We start from the raw sequence: 17,342 nt of genomic DNA, 5'->3' as shown, positions 1-17,342 counted from the left end.
GTGTTGCCATTCCGGCAGGCGCTCATTGGGAGGAGGAGAAAGCGCCTGCATGCATCGAAGTTCTGCGGGAGGAGGTGCATCGCTTCGATGAGTTCAATATACAGAATGCCCACGGTTTTCGTAGAGCCGACTTCGCAGACCAGCCATGCGCTCAGCGCCGATCGGAACGTTCAGCGCGCCTTGAAGCGATCGAAGGCCGTCAGCCGCACCGTCGGCGGATCTGCCTCGCTCCAGCGATAGATCTCGGCTCTGAGATACCGCAGTTCGTCTTCCAGCGCGTCCTCACCGACCTCGATCCACCAGGATTTCGGGCGGCCGTCGCTGCCGTCAGACCAGCGATAGCCGCGGCCCTTCAGGTGGTCCTTCATTTCGAAAGGGCTGTTTTCAGCGTAGAGACGCACGCGTGACCGCTGGCTTGCCGCATAGAGTTCGGCAAAGGGTGACGGCTGCGGGCCCTCATGGGCACCGTCAATCACTTCGAGCAGCGCAAAACAGTCGTCGACGGCGCGGTGGCCGTCGTGGAAATAGCCGGCCTGCCCGATCAGGTAGCCGAGCTTCGTGCCTTCGAAACCGCGATCACTCCAACCGATCTCGGACACCGAGCAGGCCCATGCCTTCTTCTCGAACATCGGTGAAAAAGCTTCGCAGAACGGCCGGTCGAACCCGGCATTGTGGGCGATGATCAGATCGGCGCGCGCGACGATCGCCTGCACCCGAGCCAGGTCGATCGTCTCTCCGGCAACCATGTCGTCGGTTATGCCGGTGATGCGGGTGATCTCGGGCGGGATCGGCCCGCCCGGCTGCCTGAGGCCGCCATAGACGTCGATCACGTCGCCGATCCTGCCTTCGGCGTCGAAGGTAAAGGCGATGAGCCCGATCTCGATGATCTCGTCCTTGCGGTGATTGAGGCCAGTGGTCTCCGTGTCGAGGATGACGCCGACGAGCGGAAACCCGGCACGCGGTGCCGAGACGACCGGACGCGCCTCAAGCTTTTGCAGGACGCGGTAGCGACCCGTCGCCTCCAGGTGGTCGACCATGGCGCCGGCACTCATGCCGACCGCGGCGCGCGGGGAGCCACGCCTTGAGCGTGCACCGGTCTCGTCCGGATCCGGCGAGACGAACATGTCGTATTGCAATGCCATCGGCCCTTTTCCCGGAACTTTCGATGGAAGGGAAGAGCGAGCGCCCATCGCGCCACCACTTTCCGGCACTGTCAACAGCCTATGACGGGAGGGCCGGATTTACCCCGGGAAAACCCGTCACGATCCACCTGCGCTGCCGGTCGGACATCCCCTAACTCGCCGTCGCGAGGTGGACATCCGGCCGGTCGGGCAGAAAATGCTTGTCGGGGAAATTGCGGCGTCAGGCCGCAAGCCGCAGGCGCCGCTTCAGGTAGTCGCCGAGACTGTCGAGCATCATGGCCCAGCCGTCCTCGTGGCCGAGCGGGCTGTCGCTTCCGTCGAGATAGACGCCGTTCTCCGTCATCACCAGGCGCGTCGCATCGCCGATGTTCAGGATTTCAACGGTGACGACGCCGGCGAAGATAAGCTCGCCGAGGTAGGATATCGTGCTGGCATAGACGATGCGCTGGTTTGGCACGATCTCTTCGTAACGCGTGGTATTGACATAGGGCTCCGCGTCGATTGCGCCGAAAGTGCAGACATCCGTGTGCCCGACCTTGAAATCGAAGGCGCGCCAGGCCAACTCCCAGCCGTCGCCCGGCGCGCTCCAGGTGGCGAGCGCCTCGCGGCTCGACCAGGCCGCAAAAACCTGATCGGGCAAGGCTTCGTAGGTGCGTTCGATCACGATGGTGGCGTGTTCGGCTTTCGACATGTTCATGGCTTTTCTCCTTCGGTGCCGGTCGGGATTGACAGCATGCAGAAAGGCTAGGCCACCGGCCGCATTGCCGTTAGAGGCGATATAGACAGGAACGGGGCATTCATGCCAAGCTCGCGGCATGTTTCCGAAGAAAACCGATGGCGCCGATCTCAGCGTCGGCATTCTGGTCCTGCCTGAAACCGGCCCGATGGCGGTCTATGGCCTCTATGAAGTCATGAGCCATGTCGGCCGGTTCGATGTGGGGGCGAGGCGGCCCCCTGTTCGCCGGCTGCGCCCACGCATACTCGCGCGGCAAACGGAGCCATTCCCTTCCGCCATCGGCGTATCCATCGCGCCGCAGGCGACGATCGGCCCTGAGGCCGATGCCGACGTCATCATCATCTGTGATCTCGAGCTGGGGTCGAACGAGGTTCCCACTGGGCGCTGGCCTCAGGAAATCGCGTGGGTCAAAGGCCAGTTGCAGCGCGGCGCCACGGTCTGCTCGACCTGCAGCGGCTCGCTGCTTTTGGCCGAATCCGGCCTGCTCGACGGCAGGGAGGCTGCCTCGCACTGGACAGCGGCAGGTCTTTTCCGCGACCTCTACCCAGCCGTCCGTTTCCGGCCCGAACGCATCCTGTGCGAAAGCGGTTATGACGGCCGGCTGATGACCAGCGGCGGCGCTTCGGCCTGGCAGGAACTGGTGCTCTACCTGATTGGCCGTTTCTGCGGCCCGGCGGAGGCCGCACGGATCGCCAAGCTCTTCTTGATCGGGGATCGCCGCGACGGGCAATTGCCCTTCGCGGCGATGGCGCAGCCGCGCCGGCACGAAGATGCCGTCATTGCCGGCAGCCAGGCATGGATCGCGGATCACTACACCACGAGCAATCCGGTCACGCGCATGGTCGAGCAATCCGGCCTGCCGGAGCGTACCTTCAAGCGCCGCTTCAAGCAGGCGACCGGCTATGCTCCCGTCGATTACGTCCAGGCCATCCGCATCGAGGAGGCCAAGCAGACCCTGGAGACCGGCGACCTCGGCATCGACGATGTCGCCGCCGAGGTCGGCTATGAGGACCCGACCTTCTTCCGGCGGCTGTTCAAGCGCATGACGGGCATCAGCCCGGCGCAGTATCGGCAACGGTTTAGCACGCGATAGCGCGACCGGGCCGATGCGTCCGGCGCCGATCGCGCAGGTCTGGTTATGCGACGGCGGCAAGCGCTTCGATCTCGAACAGCATGCCGTCGAGGGCCAGCCGTGGCACCGGGATCAGCGTGCAGGTGGGTTTTACCCCCTGCCCGAACGCCGCCTGCATTTCGGCGCCGAAGACATGCAGCCGTTCTTCGCTGTGGTCGACTATCAGCACAGTCAGTTTGACGATGTCGGCAGGGCCAGCGCCGGCCGCAGCGAGCGCAGTGCCGAGATTGGCGAGAGCCTGGCGGACCTGCAGCCGGAAATCCGGGTCGAGGTTGCCGCGCTCGTCCTCGCCGCCCTGGCCGGCGATGAAGATGAGGCGCACACCGGCCGAGACCAGGCCTAGATGGGAGTAGCCATTGGCCGACGCATCATAGAGGCCAGCGGGATTGACGAGGCGAACAGGCGATGGCGAGGATATCGACGTCATTGTCATTCTTTCTGTTGGTTGCGGGTGGAAGCCGCGGAATGCGTCTTTCGCAGCTTCGGTGGTGCCGTGGACCGGTCAGCTGCGCCGGCGTTTCCGGGCCTCGTTCCCTTTTGACGATCGGACCTCTCGTGTTGTGACGCGTGTCGAAAGGTATTTTTCCGCGCGCGAGAACCGAGGTGAACGCAACAAGTGACGCGAATGCGTTCTTGCGACGACGATCAACCGGCGCTCGGCGCGTCGGGTGCAGATAGGCCCTGGATTGCAGGCTGTCGGTCTTGATTGCCGCCGCGGCAATGGCGTAGCTAGAGCTGTCGGTTCGGCGCGCCTGTCCAACCGACCCTGCTTCACGGCAAAAGGTGCCCCATGAACGAAGAACCGAAAATCGTCCTGTCCCCGCTCTCGCAGGAGTTCTCCCGCGACGGCATCACCGTCACGGTCGAAATCTCCCGGATCGAAGACGGCAAGGAGTGGGCGCTCGAAGTCACCGATGCCCAGGGCATGGCGACACGCTGGGAAGACCTGTTCCCGACGGATGCGGCAGCGCTCGCGGAATTCCTGAGCGCCGTCGAGGAGGACGGTATGTCAGTGTTCGTCATGCCCTCGGCGCTGCACTGATACCACCCGCCGAGACACGCCTATCGGTTGAGGCGCTGCGCCTTCCCTTCGGCCCTGCTCATCCCTCGCCGCCGATAGGGGCGACGAGCCGCTCGTCCGCCTTCAATATGCAGCGAGCGCCGAAGGCATCAAAAAACCGCGATATCGGCAATTATATCGGGAAGAAATTTGCGCTACACCTAACCATGGTCCCCCTGCAGTCCGGCATCGGCTGCGACAAAAACCGGAGAGACACCATGGCATTCCACAGGGCGATCATCCATGACGCCATCGGCGCCGATCCGCGGAAAAATCGCACGATCCGAGAGAGCCCGGGCGGCACCCTGACGATCGTTCCCGTATCCGATCATGCGCAGATCCTTGCGGTCGCCACGGCGCTCGCAGATCAGGGCGTCGACCGGATCGAGCTTTGCGGCGGCATACCGATGCACGTGCGCTCCGCGTTGCAAGGCGCCATCGGCAATCGAGTACAGATCAGCGCCGTCCTGTTCGGGATTGAATCGATCGTTCCCGCCGCCGCTTTCAACGCGGCATTCAACGACGGCCATCCTCCGCGCGAAGCCTTCATCATTCTGCATGACGGCGACGATCCGGGCGCCGATCGCCTGGTTCACAATTTCCCACCGCAACAGACGACATTCGCTTTCGTGCCGGACGAGGCATCGGCTGCGGCAGCCGCCGCCGAGTTTGCAGCCAGCGGTTTCGGCCTGATCGAACTCTACGGCGATTTCACCACCAAAGGGGCATCCGACGTGATCGCTGCCGTCAACGGACGGGCCCCCGTCGGCGTCGGCAGCCTTGCCGTCGACGCCTTCAAGCGTGTCTCGAACTCGGCGCATCTGGTTGGCTAACGCCGACGGAAGGATCCACATCCATCCGGTCCGAAGCGAGCAACACTCCGTGTCCCTTTTTGCGCCTCTCCTGAATTTCTCTAGTCGGCAACGGAGATATCGGGCGCGACGGAGCCGATATTGTAGCCTTCGAGCTGGGCCGACGCCCGGTCCGGCGTCGGGAAATTCAGGATGGTGGCCGTACCCGGTGTCACCGGCACGACCCGTGACGGCGGCAGGTCCAGAAACTCGTGGCAAGCGGCGCGGATGACCCCGCCATGGGCGACCACCAGGAGGTCACCGTCGGTCCGCGACATCCAGTCTCGCACCCCGTCGGCGACGCGGTGGCGAAAAGCGATCCAGGTCTCGGCATTGGCGGGCGTGAACGTGCCGGCCCGCCAGGCGGTATAGTCCTCCGGACGCTCGGCGATCAGCTCCGGCTTGCGCCGCCCCGTCCATTCGCCCATGTCGAGTTCGCGGAAACGCTCGTCTGAGGGCGCGTCGGGATGGCCGATCAGCGCCACGGTCTGGCGCGTGCGGCCGAGATCAGATGCGATGATGCGGGCCGGCTGCAGCGCCCTGGCATAGGGGCGGAACCGCCGCACCTGGGCCACGCCGCGTTCTGACAGCAGCGAGTTGTCCTGGCCCTGGAGGCGTTGCTCGGCGTTCCACTCGGTCTCGCCATGGCGCATGAGGATCAGCCTCATTGATTTATCCTTTCTCCGCTGACGGCAAAGACGGCGTCAGGGCTCTTTATGAATGACAGTGCGACGGCATCGCCGGGCATGGCGCTGAAGTATCCTTCCGCCATGCCGGTGATGCGCAGATCGCCGAGCATGGCCGTGACCATGGTGCGTCCCGCAATCGGGGCAGCTTCAGCAAAGCGTGCCATGACCGAGGGCTTATCCGGCACCGCACCGACGGCGACGTCCTCGGCGCGATAGAGAAGCTGCACCTCAGCATGGCCGGGCGCGACCGCGCCCGAGACGAGTGGCGTGTCGTTGAAGACGAACATGTCCCCGACCCGGCGCGCCGGCAACAGATTGGCCGGCGGCGTGCCAAGGAAGGTGGCAACGAACGTGGTCGCCGGGTTGCGCAAGAGCTCGATCGGCTTGCCGAACTGCTCGACGCGACCATTGTTGAGCACGGCGACATGCGTCGCCATGGTCATGGCTTCTACCTGATCGTGGGTGACATAGACAGAGGTGGCGCCGGTCGCCCTGTGGATGCGCATCAACTCGCTGCGCATCTCGATGCGCAGCTTGGCGTCGAGGTTCGACAGCGGTTCGTCGAACAACAGGATGCTCGGCTCCGGCGCGATCGTGCGGGCGATGGCCACGCGCTGTTGCTGGCCGCCGGAGATTTCCGCGGGGTAACGCTCGGCAAGGGCGCCGATGCCGAGCAGGGCGAGCACCTCCTTGACCCGGCGGTCGCGTTTTTCGCGCGGCCAGCGCGCCACCTTCAAGGGCCAGGCGATGTTGCCGGCGACTGTCATGTGCGGCCAGAGGGCATAACTCTGGAAGACGAGGCCGGCATTGCGGCGACCGGCATCGGCGATGACACCGCCGGCACCGCTCGAAACGGTCTGCCCGACAAAGGCGATCTCGCCTTCGCTCGGGCCTTCCAGACCCGCCAGCATGCGCAGCAGGGTCGACTTGCCGCAGCCGGACGGGCCGACAAGCACCAGGAAGGAGCCTGCGGGCACCGAGATGTTGACATCCTTGACCGCCGTGAAGGCGCCAAAGCGTTTGACGAGGTTGCGGATTTCGATCGCATCCGCGGCACCGGTTGCAAGTGCGTTCATGTTTCTTTCCATTTCTGCACGCGGTTCTGGAGGCCGTGGGCGACAAGCGAAGCCGCAAGGCAGACGACGAGGATGACGAGGGTGATGGCGTTGGCAAACTGCATGAAGCCCTCGGCGGCGTAACGATAGGCGACCATGCTGAGCACCGGCGAGGTCGCCGTGAACAGGAGCACCACCAGCGAGAGATCGCGCACCATCTTGACGAAGACGAGGATCGCACCTGCAAACAGGCCGCGGATCGCCAGCGGGAAGATGATCGCAAACAGCCGGCGAATAAGGCCCGCCCCGGTCAGCCGCGCGCTTTCCTCGATATCGGCGGAGATCTGGCCGAGCACCGATCGGCCCGACTGCACGGCGAAGGGCAGATTGTGGGCGGATGCGGCGATCACCAGCAGCGCGAAGGTGCCGTAGAGCGATGGCAGCGGGCCGATCGGCGCGCCGAAGAGCGCGATATAGGCCGCGGCAAAGGCAATGCTCGGCACCAGAAGCGGTACGAACGCAAGCTGGGACAGGATCGTCGCAAGCAGGCTCCCGCGGCGCTGGACGATGGTGTAGGCGAGCGCCAGCCCGAGCAGCATAGTCGTCAGCGCGACGACGAGGCCGAGGCGGATCGTGTTCCAGAGTGCATCGATCAGTACGGGGTTGCGGAAGATGCCTGCCTGACCCTGGGCGATTTCGCCACCGCCTTCGCCGATCCAGAAATGCAGCGTCCAGTTGGAAAACAGGGCGCCGCTCTGCGGCGCAAGGCTGGAGGCGGCCAGCACCAGAACCGGCATCACCGTGGTCAGGAGACCTATGATCACCGCGATGGCGAAGAGCGGCCAGCGCCAGGCGCCGAGCGGGAAGCGTTTCGTGCGGCCACCTTTGCCGGTGACCGTGATGAACGCCTTGCGGCCGGAGACGATACGGTCCGACATCCAGAGAAACAGCGCCGAGACCGCGATCAGGAGCAAAGCGAGCACGAAGCCGCGTTCGTTCTGGCCGGTTTCGATCATGCCGAAGAGGCGGGTCGACAGCGTCTGCATACGCACCGGCAGGCCGAGAAGCGCAGGTGCTGCAAAATTGGCGACAGCACCGGCGAAGGTGAGCGAGGCGGCCGCGATCAGCGCCGGCGTGACCACGGGCAGGATGATGCCGAAGAAGATGCGCGGTCGTTTGGCACCGGCCATCTGGCCGGCTTCGACGAGATCTGCGCCGACCGAGCTCAAGGCAGCGGCGATAATCGTATAGGCAAGCGAATAATAGTGGGCGATCAGCACGATGGCCGTCGGCACCAGCCCCCAGGCGAGCCAGTCGGGAATGGCAAGGCCATTGGTTTCGAAGAAGCCGGCGGAGCCGCCGAGCCTTGAGTTTCGAAACAGCGTTCCCCAGGCGAGTGCGGCGGCAAAGCTCGGGATCATATAGGGCAACGTCGCCATCAGACCGAGCAGGCGGCGACCCGGCACATCTGTCAGGACCACCAGCCAGGCCAGAAACCCGCCGATAACGAGACAGCCGCTTGCGACCCCGAAGCCGAGGATCATGGTGTTGAACAGCGGCCTCCACCAGAGATTGAACGACAGGGGGCTCGCGAGCACCGCCTGCCAGGCGGCGATGCCTTCAGGCGTCAGTGTCGACAGCAGGATGCGGACAAGCGGTGCCACCACCAGAATGGCGACGATGGCAATGAGGACGGCTGGCATGATGAAGCCGGATCGGAACAGTCGGCGACCGCCCGATGGCGCGAAGGTCGATAGGAATGTCATTGGCGAACCCCGTCATTTGCCGGCGTGGCACGTGCCGCGCCGGCAAATGACCCGTTACTGAAGCGTGATGATGAGATCGGAGACGCGTCCGCGGGCAGCGGCGGTCTTGGCCGGATCGATGGTCCAGGCTTTCAGCGCATCGAGTTTGACCGAGTCCGGATGGTGGGCAATGGTCGTGCGCGTGGCATAGTCGCCGGGAACATTGAAGGGCTCGAAGCCGGCCCCTCCCGTCGGCGTGTCGTCGCCGAACATGAAGTCGATCAGCAATCGGGCGGCGGCCGGATTGGGCGCCTTGTCGGCAATCGTCAGCACGGCCGGAAACAGGATGCCGTTGGCCGGCTCGACATTGTTGGCGATCTGCAGCGCCCAGCCTTCCTTCTCGTTGTCGCGGCGGTCCGAATAGGTGCCGAAGCCGACCGGCGGGTTCTTGGCCGTGGCGTCGCCCACCGACTTGTTGAGCACATCGCTGTTCGGCACGAGGATCAGATCGTTGGCGAAGAGATCCTTGATGAACTGCTCGCCGGCGCCCTGAAGATCGGCATCGACGACGATGTCCTTGCCGAACTGCGCCTTGTAGGCCGAAGCCATCTCGTCTGGGTGGAGCGCGATCTCGGTCAGGAGGTCAAGCAGTTCGCCGCGCTGGCTCGGATCGACCATCAGCACCTTGCCCTGCCACTCCGGCTGGGTCAGTTGCCAAAGGTTCGTCACCGGCGAGCCGCCGGGATAGGCCTTCTCGTTATACATCAGCACCTTGGTCGACAGACGCTGGGTGAGAAGCGGTCCCTTGTAGCGATCGTCGATTTGCCCCGCCACGCGCGGCGGCACGTAGTTGACGATGCGCTTGGCTTCAAGAAGCTTGGTGAAGACCACCGGCGTATCGGCGATATAGAGCACGTCGACTGCATGCACGCCGGCCTGTTGCTCGGCCTCCAGGCGCGCGATCTGCTTCGTTGAGCTCATGTCGAGGCCGATCAGATCGACGCCGGGATAGGCTGCCTCAAAGGCCTTTTCGACCTTGGCGATACGGCTCGACAATGAAAAGACGGTGACACTGCCTTCCTTCTGCGCGAGCGGCAGCAACTGCTCGGGCGTCATGCTATCCAGATCTGTCGCCATTGCCGCCGTGGGCAGCACGACGCAGGCCGCAAGCGCGGACTTCATCAGTCGCTTCAACATGGTTTCCTCCTCCATTTTTCCCCAGTCAATCGAAGTCGTTGAACAGCTCCGACAGTTTCTCAAGCCGACCCATGACCTCGCACTCATGCCGTCCGGCGATCGTCAGCACGATGCCGTTGACGATGGCAAAAGGGATGGTCGGCGTCTGAAACTCGCTTCCCGACCTCCCTCGGGGGGCTGCGAGCATCAGATCGGCAACCGGCTCCATCAGCGAGCCGGCCAGGTCCGATATCAGGATCGATCGCGCGCCAACGCGACGGGCGTGCTGCACCAGCGGCGCATAGCTTTGCGGCTGCTTGCGAAAGGCGAGCGCGATGACGACGTCGTTTGCATCCATGCTGACCATGCGCTCTGCGATATCGCGGCCGCGGCCGGTGAGCGCGATCGTCGTCATGCCGAAACGGTCGAGGCGGCGCTGCAGGAAGCCGGCGACGGATTGGGCATGGCCCTGGCCGAACACGAAGACACGACGCCCCTCGAAGATCATGTCGGCGGCCAGATCCACGTCGCCTTGCGGCACCGATCGCGCCAGCGTCTCCAGCGCCGAAATCTCCGCGGCAATCAGGTCGGTCAGATAGTCGCCATGCTCGACCTTGGCGACCGAGCGACGCATGCGGGTGGCGGCGTCCTGATCGTCGAGCACCTCGCGCTGCAGCTGCGCCCGCAGATCGGGAAAGCCCCGGTATCCCAGTTTCTGCGCCAGGCGCGTCACCGTCGCCTCATGGACGCTGGCACGTTGCGACAGTTGCGGGCCTGACAGGAAGGCGGCCTCGGCCCGGTTCTCGAGCATCGTCGCGATCAGCTTCTGATCCGCGTCGGTCAGCCGTTTCGATTGTGCCTTGATGCGATCGAGAAGTGTCATGGCGCTCTACAAGTTTCTTTGCATGAGGCATCGTTCAAGCAAACGAACTTGCAGTCAAGGCGACACCCGCAAGAATCCTTGCAAGTCTCTGCAAGGATACGCAGCGCCCTCAAAAATCCTTCAAATTTCGCGGGTTTTTCATGCGCGGCGGGTGAAAATGGCGTCAAAAACGTCGAAAAACTGGCGCTTGCGACAGGCGAGCACTTTGCCGACAAAAATCTTTGCAAGGCGCCGCAAAGGACGGGACGCCGCCATCGGTCGGTTCTGGCACACCCGGCACCGCCGACGAACGAACCTGCCTAAGGCGTCTTGCCGCCTGCGGTGCCGCGCAGGAGGCGGGTCCAGTCGTCGATAAAGCTCGATCGTTGCAGCTGGTCCTGAGCGGCCAGCAAAGCCGGACCGATCCGGATCGGCCGGCCGATACCGGATTCGATCAGCTTCGGCGGCCCATCGACATTGGCCGGAAGGGGGCCCGTTCGCGAAAAGAAGAAGGCCTTGCGTGTTGCGACGTCCTGTCCGCGCTCCGACAGCAGATAGTCGAGGAAACGGCCCGCCAGGTCGGGCCGCTTCGCGGCCCTGGGGATCAGCACGCCCCTGCTGAGGATCAGCGTATAGTCACGCGGGAGCACGATACGCAGCTTCGGATTGCGCAGCGCCGCCGCATGGGCATAGGAACCGAGGATGTTGTAGCCGATGAAGACGTTGCCGCTGTCGATTTCCGATAGCACGGCGTTGTTGCAGCAACGTAGCACGGCCTCGACACGGCTCAGGCTTTCGAGCAACCGGCCATAGGTCGTCGAAGCCTGCTGGGCGTCAAGAAAGGCGAGCAGGTAGCCGATGCCGGACTGACGCAGATCATAGGTGCCGATACGGCCACGGTAATAATCCGGCTTGAAGCGCAGGAGGTCCGTGAGCTCACCGTGACTGTGGGGAACATCCTCCGGCGGGACGAAGTCTTTGTGGTAGACCATCACCGACGGCTCGAACGTGAAGCCATAGACCTCTTCGCGCCAGTTCGCCCAGTCCGGCACATCCTGCGTTTCGGCCGAACTATGGGCCACAGCGCAACCGTCATTGGCAAGCTTGACGAGTTGGTCGACCGAGGACGATAGCAGGATGTCGCCGAAGTTCTGCTGGTTGCGGCAAGCGGCATCGGCGTCGCGATAGAGATCGTTGGTCACGTAGTCGGTGTAGTCGACGGCGACATCGGTCGCCACCTGCTGGAAATCCCGGATGAGCGGCTCCATCGCCTCGATGTCTGTCGCTCCATGGACAACGAGGCGGCCGCGCTCCTGCTCAACCGCCGGAAAGAAGCCGCGTGCACCTTCGACCGCCATGGCCGATGTCGCCGCGAAGAGAACAATCGCGGCAGTGAGCGTCGCGCGTTTAGCGAGGCTCATGGCGCGCCCTCGGCAGAGACAGGCAGATCGAAAACGACGGTAAAGCCGCGCTCGCCCTTCTCTTGAAACCCAATCGTTCCCCTGTGGGCAGACGCCACCTCGGCGGCGATGGCAAAACCGAGACCCATGCTGCCTTCTCCTGTCTTCGAGGTAACGAAGCGTGCGGTCACGCTCTCCCATTCGCTCCGCGGAATGCCGGAGCCGTCGTCCTCGACCTCGACGCGGGCGCGACCGTCGCTTGCAACGACACGCACGGCGAGATGCGAGACGGTGCCGTGCCGCAGCGAATTGTCGATGATGTTGGCGATCGCCTCGCGCAGGCTGACGGCATCGCCGAGCACGACGATCGGCCCGGGTGGCGCCTCGAAGGAAATGACGATATCGGGATCGACCGTAATCGGCACGGCTGCGCGGAACGCCTTGCGCGCGATGTCGGACAGATCCACCGGCTTGAACCGCACGGAATCGGACCGGTGGATGACCATGGCGTGGCTGAGCAGCTGATTGGTCAGCCGCGCCAACTGCCCGACCCGCTTGCGCACCCGGCCCAGATGCCGCTTTCCAACCTCGTCCATCTCGTCTTCTTCGAGCATGTCGACCTGTGCCGACAGGGCGGTGAGCGGCGTCCGGATCTGATGGGCGGCATCGGCGATAAAGCGCTGCAGCAGCGTCACGCGCTCATCCAGACGCCCCATGAAGTGGTTGATCGAGGCCATGAAGGGCCGCAATTCGCGCGGCACGTCGACGTCAACGGGCGTCAGGTCCTGCGGATCGCGGGCGCGAAGGGCAGCACCCAGCGCGCTGACGGGCAGCAGCGAATAGCGGATGGCAAGCACGGTGCCGGCAAGCGCCAGCGCGCTCATGATGCCGACGAGGATCATGGCGCGCGACGTCAATTCGCCGGCCAATGCCCGCCGCGCCTCGGTGGTCTGCGCCAGCACGACATAGGACCAGCCGGAAAACGATGGATCGGAAAGCGCCCTGGCGGCCACGACCACCCGCACCGGCACGTCGCGATATCGCACTGAGAGGAAAACCGGCGCTGCGCGGGCCGAAGCCAGGTCGAAATCCGTCTGCAGATCCTCGTAGCCCGTCAGGGTTTTCATATCAGGCCCGATCACCCGATAGAAAATGCGGTCGCGGGCGGCAAGCCCCAGCAGTTCGAAGGCGGAGGTCGGAAGCGCGATGGCCAGGTTGCCGTTGTCGACCGTCATGTTGGCGGTGATCTGGATGGCGGCACCGAGCAACAGCCGGTCATAGGCATCGTCGGCGGCGGCACGCGCGTAATACCAGGCGGCAACGGCAAGCAACGTCGCGCCACCGCAAAGCACCAGGGCGACACGCACGACCAGCCGCGAAAACAGCGATGGCTCACGCCGCATCGTCGGCCACCAGCTGATAACCGAGGCCCCTTATCGTCACGATGCGCACGCTCGACCCTTCGATCTTCTTGCGAAGGCGGCCGATGTAAAGCTCGATCGCGTTCTGGTTGGCGCCGTCGTCGAAGCCGAAGAGATGATCGAGCAGTTCATCCTTGCCGAACACGCGGCCCGGCCGTGTCGCCAGCACCTCGAGCAGGGTGATTTCCCGCCGCTTCAACTGCACCTCGCGGTTGCCGACCCTGACCGAGCGGCTGTTGCGGTCGAGCACGAGGTCGCCGCATTCGATGAGATTGGTGGGATCCCCTGCCCTTCGGCGCAAAAGCACGCGCACGCGCGCCTCCAGTTCGCGAAAGTCGAACGGCTTGACCAGATAGTCGTCGGCGCCGAGATCGAGCGCGCCGACGCGATCCTCGATCTCCGAGCGCGCCGTCAGCACCAGAACCGGGGTCGTCTTACGGTTGGTGCGCAGATGCCGCAGGATCTCGAACCCGTCGAGCCCCGGCAACATCACGTCGAGGATCACGAGATCATAGTCGATAAAATCGAGTATGTCGGCGGCTGCCTGCCCGTCCGTTTGCCAATCGATCGTGTGCCCGACCTTCTCCAAACGCCGGCTGATCGCCTCCCCGACATCCCTTGTATCTTCCACCAATAGGATGCGCATGACCAAGCAGTGACATGGAAAAATCCGGTGATCAACCCGGCGGATCTGGCCGAAACCGTGACAGGGTGGTGACAGGTTCGCGGCGGAAGAAGATGAGCCTGCCCGCCAAACGGAGGAGCGGACCGGGCCTGGAGGACAAGCAATTTCGCGGGTTGTCACGGTGGGCGCAGAAGGCTGCCCGCCATGGCCGCGCCGTGCCCTTCCGGTCCTGCCCGCAGGAGACAGGCGCATTCATGGAGGATGGGAGAGAGACCATGAGCAACAGCATCTTGAAGACGATCCTTGCGGCCGGCTGTTTCGCTGCGATCGCGTTTCCGGCCGACGCCGAACCGACAAAGCCGGAATGCCTTGCCGGCGCAAAACCCGGCGGCGGCTTTGACCTCACCTGCCGGCTGGCGGCCAATTCGCTGCTTGAGGCCAAGGTGATTGGCAAGCCGATGGCCGTGACCTACATGGAGGGCGGCGTCGGCGCCGTCGCCTACAATCACGTCATCGGCAAGCGCAGCAAGGACGGCAACCTGATCACCGCCGCCTCATCAGGCTCAGCGCTACTGCTCGCGCAAGGAAAATTCGGGCAGTACGACGAAAGCGCCGTGCGCTGGCTCGGGGCGCTCGGCGCCGACTACGGCGTTCTCGTCGTTGCGGCGGATTCGCCCTACAAGAGCCTTGCCGAACTGATCGCGGCCTACAAGGCCAACCCCTCGGACTTCGCGGTTGCCGGCGGCGGCGCCGTCGGCTCGCAGGACTGGATGAAGAGCTCGCTTTTGGCCAAGGCCGCCGAGCAGGAACCCAAGCAGATGCGTTACGTCGCGCTCGAAGGCGGCGGCGCCGTGCTGACGGCGCTCGAGGGCGGCCACGTCAAGGTCGGCGCCGGCGATGCGGCCGAAATGGCCAAGCATCACGTTGCCGGCAAGGTGCGTGTGCTGGCGGTGATGTCGCCTTCGCGACTGCCAGGCGATCTCGCCGAAGTGCCGACCGCCAAGGAGCAGGGCATCGACATCGAGTGGCCCGTCTGGCGCGGCTATTACGTCGGCAAGGACGTGTCGGATGACGACTACAAATGGTGGGTCGACGCCTTCACAAAGCTTGCGGCTTCACCGGAATTCACCAAGGAGCGCGAGGCCCGCGGCCTTTATGAATACACGCTGATCGGCGACGCCTTCGACGGTCAGGTCAAGGCCGATGTCGCACGCTTCAAGATCCTCGCCAAAGAGGCGGGAATGTAGCCGACACCTCCCATGGGGCGGCGCCTTCGGCCCGCCCCAAAACCTTTCACAGCACCGGCTGGCAACCACCTGACAGGTCCGTTTGGGATCACCGCCTGCGCGCAGGCGTGCGGCTCCTCAGCGCCATAGAACCATTGGAGTTTCACCATGTCTGACGGTACGTCTTCATCCGCGTGGGTGGGCCGCATCGGCGGCGTCTGCCTGCTTGTGCTCGCCATCGCCTACGGCATCGGCGGCAGCCAGATCGAATACGCCTTCGCCTCGGACCCGCTCGGGCCACGGGTCATGCCAGTGCTGCTGGCGGTGCTTCTCGCCGGTCTGTGCCTGATCTACCTCGTCCGTCCCGGCACGTCGGAGCGGTTCCCGAGAGGCCGCTTGCTTGCTCGCATCCTGGCGGTGCCGATGCTGCTCGTCACATCCGTGCTGCTGCTCGAGCCCGCCGGGTTCGCGATCTCGATTTTCGTGATGACCGTCGGCGTCGGCTGGATCTTCGGCGCGCCGCTTCGGCTGGCTCTCATCGGCGGCGTTGGCCAGGCGTTACTGTGGTGGCTGGTCTTTGCCTACCTTCTCGACGTCTATCTGCCCGCCGGCCGCCTGTTCGGCTGAGCCTCCGGCGAAGGAGACTTTCTCATGAACCTCGATTATCTCTGGCACGGCTTTTCCGTCGCCCTCACGATGCAGAACCTCTTGATCGGTCTTGCCGGTTGCTTCATCGGCACCCTCGTCGGCGCCCTTCCGGCCATCGGGCCGATCAACGGCATCGCGCTCCTGATGCCGATCGCCTATACGATGGGCTTACCGGCGGAAAGCACGATGATCCTGCTTGCCGCCGTCTATTGCGGCGCTGAATATGGCGGGCGCATTTCCTCCATCCTCCTCAACGTGCCCGGCGACGCCGGCGCCGTCATGACCGCGCTCGACGGCTATCCCATGGCCAAACAGGGCCGCGCCGGCGAGGCGCTGATGCTCTCTGGCCTTTCGTCCTTCGTCGGCGGCATGCTGGGCGCGCTCGGACTTGCGCTGTTTGCCCCGCTGCTTTCGGGCCTGGCGATCGGTTTCGGACCGGCGGAATATTTCGTGTTGATGGTGTTTGCCTTCGCCACGCTCGGCTCGATGGTCGGCAGCCAGCCGGTCAAGACGCTGATCGGCTGCACGCTCGGTCTGATGCTGGCGACCGTCGGCCTCGACGCCACCTCCGGCGCCTATCGCTTCACCTTCAACGAGCCCGAACTCGGCGACGGGATCGACTTCGTGGTGCTGGTCATCGGGCTGTTCTCGGTGTCCGAAGCGTTGTTGATGCTGGAGCACCAGGCCGTCGGCGTCACCGTCATCCGCAAGCTCGGCCGCATGACCGCGCGGCTCGACGACATCAGGAAATCGGTCGGCGCGACGCTCCGCGGCTCCGCCATCGGCTTCGTCGTCGGCGTTCTGCCGGGCACCGGCGCATCGGTGTCGAGCGCGGTTTCCTACACAACGGAAAAGCGCATCTCCGATACCGAAGGCACTTTCGGCAAGGGCGACGTGCGCGGCCTGGCCGCCCCGGAAGCCGCCAACAACGCTACTGCCTGCGGCGCCTTCGTGCCGATGCTGACCCTCGGCGTGCCCGGTTCGGGAACGACCGCCGTCATGCTCGGCGCGTTGATGCTCTACAACATCCAGCCGGGGCCGATGCTGATCACCGAGCGACCGGAGGTCGTCGGCGGCCTCGTCGCCTCGCTGTTCATCGGCAACATCCTGCTGCTGCTCTTGAACCTGCCGTTCGTCAACATCTTCGCCCGCGTGCTGACCGTGCCTAATTGGCTGCTCGTTCCGGGCATCCTCGTCTTGTCGATCGTCGGCGTCTATTCCACCCACGCTTCGGTGTTCTCGATCTTGCTGATGCTTTCGATCGGCATGTGCGGCTGGCTGTTGCGAAAAGCCGGTTTCGACATGGCGCCGATCATCCTCGGCTTCGTGCTGGGGCACGTCATGGAAGTGAACCTGCGCAACGCGCTTGCCATCAGCGGCGGCGATATCGCCATCCTGTTCCAGAGCAAGATCTCGATCATTCTCTGGGTTCTCGCAATCGCCATGGCAGTGATGCCGCTTGTGGCGGGCCGCCGGTCAAAGGCGAAAGCACTTGCAAAGGCTGAAGCTTCACCGACATCTGTGTAGACGGACGACGAACACTGGCCGCCCCAGCGGCGGCCAGTGTGATGGCT

General features: G+C 64.2%; 17 protein-coding genes. 6 read left to right on the top strand and 11 right to left on the bottom strand.

Annotation, left to right across the window (positions count from 1 at the left end):
• Positions 1-170: 170 nt before the first annotated feature.
• Both RTP54_RS22410 and RTP54_RS22405 read right to left on the bottom strand, forming a co-directional pair.
• Complete coding sequence (locus RTP54_RS22410; protein ID WP_312365839.1) at positions 171-1,142, bottom strand: 3'-5' exonuclease; 972 nt, start codon at positions 1,140-1,142, stop codon at positions 171-173.
• 220 nt (positions 1,143-1,362) lie between these two features.
• On the bottom strand, positions 1,363-1,839 hold the full coding sequence (locus RTP54_RS22405; protein WP_312365838.1) for an SRPBCC domain-containing protein: 477 nt from the start codon (positions 1,837-1,839) through the stop codon (positions 1,363-1,365).
• 118 nt (positions 1,840-1,957) lie between these two features.
• Here RTP54_RS22405 and RTP54_RS22400 point away from each other — a divergent pair, with 118 nt between their 5' ends.
• The gene (locus tag RTP54_RS22400; RefSeq protein ID WP_312365837.1) at positions 1,958-2,971 is read left to right on the top strand and encodes a helix-turn-helix domain-containing protein; all 1,014 of its coding nucleotides are present in this window, start codon (positions 1,958-1,960) and stop codon (positions 2,969-2,971) included.
• Between the two features lie 43 nt (positions 2,972-3,014).
• Here the strand turns inward: RTP54_RS22400 and RTP54_RS22395 are convergent, their stop codons facing one another.
• Positions 3,015-3,437: a RidA family protein gene (locus RTP54_RS22395; RefSeq protein ID WP_312365836.1), complete on the bottom strand. Its 423-nt coding sequence runs from the start codon at positions 3,435-3,437 to the stop codon at positions 3,015-3,017.
• Between the two features lie 363 nt (positions 3,438-3,800).
• On the opposite strand from RTP54_RS22395, the gene RTP54_RS22390 reads away from it, so the two are divergent.
• Together RTP54_RS22390 and RTP54_RS22385 are read left to right on the top strand one after the other, a co-directional pair.
• Positions 3,801-4,052, top strand: a complete 252-nt coding sequence (locus RTP54_RS22390; protein WP_112815140.1) for a hypothetical protein — start codon at positions 3,801-3,803, stop codon at positions 4,050-4,052.
• Between the two features lie 236 nt (positions 4,053-4,288).
• Positions 4,289-4,903, top strand: a complete 615-nt coding sequence (locus RTP54_RS22385; protein WP_312365835.1) for a DUF6506 family protein — start codon at positions 4,289-4,291, stop codon at positions 4,901-4,903.
• A gap of 80 nt (positions 4,904-4,983) precedes the next feature.
• On the opposite strand, the gene RTP54_RS22380 is transcribed toward RTP54_RS22385, so the two are convergent.
• From RTP54_RS22380 to RTP54_RS22345, 8 genes are all read right to left on the bottom strand, one after another.
• A complete protein-coding gene (locus tag RTP54_RS22380; RefSeq protein ID WP_112810758.1) occupies positions 4,984-5,589 on the bottom strand; it encodes a histidine phosphatase family protein in 606 nt (201 codons plus the stop codon).
• Positions 5,586-6,686 carry an ABC transporter ATP-binding protein gene (locus RTP54_RS22375; protein WP_312365834.1) on the bottom strand — a complete coding sequence of 367 codons (1,101 nt, stop codon included), beginning with the start codon at positions 6,684-6,686 and terminating at the stop codon, positions 5,586-5,588. The genes RTP54_RS22380 and RTP54_RS22375 overlap by 4 nt, the downstream gene beginning before the upstream one ends.
• The gene (locus RTP54_RS22370) at positions 6,683-8,368 is read right to left on the bottom strand and encodes an ABC transporter permease (RefSeq protein ID WP_112810778.1); all 1,686 of its coding nucleotides are present in this window, start codon (positions 8,366-8,368) and stop codon (positions 6,683-6,685) included. The genes RTP54_RS22375 and RTP54_RS22370 overlap by 4 nt, the downstream gene beginning before the upstream one ends.
• A 117-nt stretch (positions 8,369-8,485) precedes the next feature.
• The gene (locus RTP54_RS22365) at positions 8,486-9,604 is read right to left on the bottom strand and encodes an extracellular solute-binding protein (protein ID WP_409517192.1); all 1,119 of its coding nucleotides are present in this window, start codon (positions 9,602-9,604) and stop codon (positions 8,486-8,488) included.
• Positions 9,605-9,632: 28 nt separating this feature from the next.
• Entirely contained in the window at positions 9,633-10,469 is an 837-nt protein-coding gene (locus tag RTP54_RS22360) for a MurR/RpiR family transcriptional regulator (protein WP_312365832.1), read from the bottom strand.
• 299 nt (positions 10,470-10,768) lie between these two features.
• Positions 10,769-11,869 carry an ABC transporter substrate-binding protein gene (locus RTP54_RS22355; RefSeq protein WP_312365831.1) on the bottom strand — a complete coding sequence of 367 codons (1,101 nt, stop codon included), beginning with the start codon at positions 11,867-11,869 and terminating at the stop codon, positions 10,769-10,771.
• On the bottom strand, positions 11,866-13,251 hold the full coding sequence (locus tag RTP54_RS22350; RefSeq protein ID WP_112810754.1) for a sensor histidine kinase: 1,386 nt from the start codon (positions 13,249-13,251) through the stop codon (positions 11,866-11,868). The genes RTP54_RS22355 and RTP54_RS22350 overlap by 4 nt, the downstream gene beginning before the upstream one ends.
• Positions 13,241-13,915 carry a response regulator transcription factor gene (locus RTP54_RS22345; protein ID WP_312365830.1) on the bottom strand — a complete coding sequence of 225 codons (675 nt, stop codon included), beginning with the start codon at positions 13,913-13,915 and terminating at the stop codon, positions 13,241-13,243. Before RTP54_RS22345 ends, RTP54_RS22350 begins: the two co-directional genes overlap by 11 nt.
• Before the next feature lie 254 nt (positions 13,916-14,169).
• Here RTP54_RS22345 and RTP54_RS22340 point away from each other — a divergent pair, with 254 nt between their 5' ends.
• The 3 genes from RTP54_RS22340 to RTP54_RS22330 all read left to right on the top strand — a co-directional run bounded on the left by RTP54_RS22340 (position 14,170) and on the right by RTP54_RS22330 (position 17,295).
• Positions 14,170-15,141 carry a Bug family tripartite tricarboxylate transporter substrate binding protein gene (locus RTP54_RS22340; protein ID WP_112810752.1) on the top strand — a complete coding sequence of 324 codons (972 nt, stop codon included), beginning with the start codon at positions 14,170-14,172 and terminating at the stop codon, positions 15,139-15,141.
• Between the two features lie 147 nt (positions 15,142-15,288).
• Positions 15,289-15,747 carry a tripartite tricarboxylate transporter TctB family protein gene (locus tag RTP54_RS22335; RefSeq protein ID WP_312365829.1) on the top strand — a complete coding sequence of 153 codons (459 nt, stop codon included), beginning with the start codon at positions 15,289-15,291 and terminating at the stop codon, positions 15,745-15,747.
• Positions 15,748-15,771: 24 nt separating this feature from the next.
• Entirely contained in the window at positions 15,772-17,295 is a 1,524-nt protein-coding gene (locus RTP54_RS22330; RefSeq protein ID WP_112815147.1) for a tripartite tricarboxylate transporter permease, read from the top strand.
• Positions 17,296-17,342: the final 47 nt, after the last annotated feature.

This window comes from Ensifer sp., from assembly GCF_031989085.1.
GTDB lineage: Bacteria > Pseudomonadota > Alphaproteobacteria > Rhizobiales > Rhizobiaceae > Ensifer.
The sequence above is the reverse complement of the archived record's forward strand: the minus strand, read 5'-3'. Positions and strand labels throughout refer to the sequence as shown.

Coding starts and splice junctions, on each gene's coding strand:
- RTP54_RS22345 (WP_312365830.1), bottom strand. CDS start 13,915: ATGCGCATCCTATTGGTGGAAGATACAAGGGATGTCGGGGAGGCGATC.
- RTP54_RS22375 (WP_312365834.1), bottom strand. CDS start 6,686: ATGAACGCACTTGCAACCGGTGCCGCGGATGCGATCGAAATCCGCAAC.
- RTP54_RS22370 (WP_112810778.1), bottom strand. CDS start 8,368: ATGCCAGCCGTCCTCATTGCCATCGTCGCCATTCTGGTGGTGGCACCG.
- RTP54_RS22385 (WP_312365835.1), top strand. CDS start 4,289: ATGGCATTCCACAGGGCGATCATCCATGACGCCATCGGCGCCGATCCG.
- RTP54_RS22410 (WP_312365839.1), bottom strand. CDS start 1,142: ATGGCATTGCAATACGACATGTTCGTCTCGCCGGATCCGGACGAGACC.
- RTP54_RS22400 (WP_312365837.1), top strand. CDS start 1,958: ATGTTTCCGAAGAAAACCGATGGCGCCGATCTCAGCGTCGGCATTCTG.
- RTP54_RS22395 (WP_312365836.1), bottom strand. CDS start 3,437: ATGACGTCGATATCCTCGCCATCGCCTGTTCGCCTCGTCAATCCCGCT.
- RTP54_RS22340 (WP_112810752.1), top strand. CDS start 14,170: ATGAGCAACAGCATCTTGAAGACGATCCTTGCGGCCGGCTGTTTCGCT.
- RTP54_RS22360 (WP_312365832.1), bottom strand. CDS start 10,469: ATGACACTTCTCGATCGCATCAAGGCACAATCGAAACGGCTGACCGAC.
- RTP54_RS22355 (WP_312365831.1), bottom strand. CDS start 11,869: ATGAGCCTCGCTAAACGCGCGACGCTCACTGCCGCGATTGTTCTCTTC.
- RTP54_RS22405 (WP_312365838.1), bottom strand. CDS start 1,839: ATGAACATGTCGAAAGCCGAACACGCCACCATCGTGATCGAACGCACC.
- RTP54_RS22330 (WP_112815147.1), top strand. CDS start 15,772: ATGAACCTCGATTATCTCTGGCACGGCTTTTCCGTCGCCCTCACGATG.
- RTP54_RS22380 (WP_112810758.1), bottom strand. CDS start 5,589: ATGAGGCTGATCCTCATGCGCCATGGCGAGACCGAGTGGAACGCCGAG.
- RTP54_RS22335 (WP_312365829.1), top strand. CDS start 15,289: ATGTCTGACGGTACGTCTTCATCCGCGTGGGTGGGCCGCATCGGCGGC.
- RTP54_RS22390 (WP_112815140.1), top strand. CDS start 3,801: ATGAACGAAGAACCGAAAATCGTCCTGTCCCCGCTCTCGCAGGAGTTC.
- RTP54_RS22350 (WP_112810754.1), bottom strand. CDS start 13,251: ATGCGGCGTGAGCCATCGCTGTTTTCGCGGCTGGTCGTGCGTGTCGCC.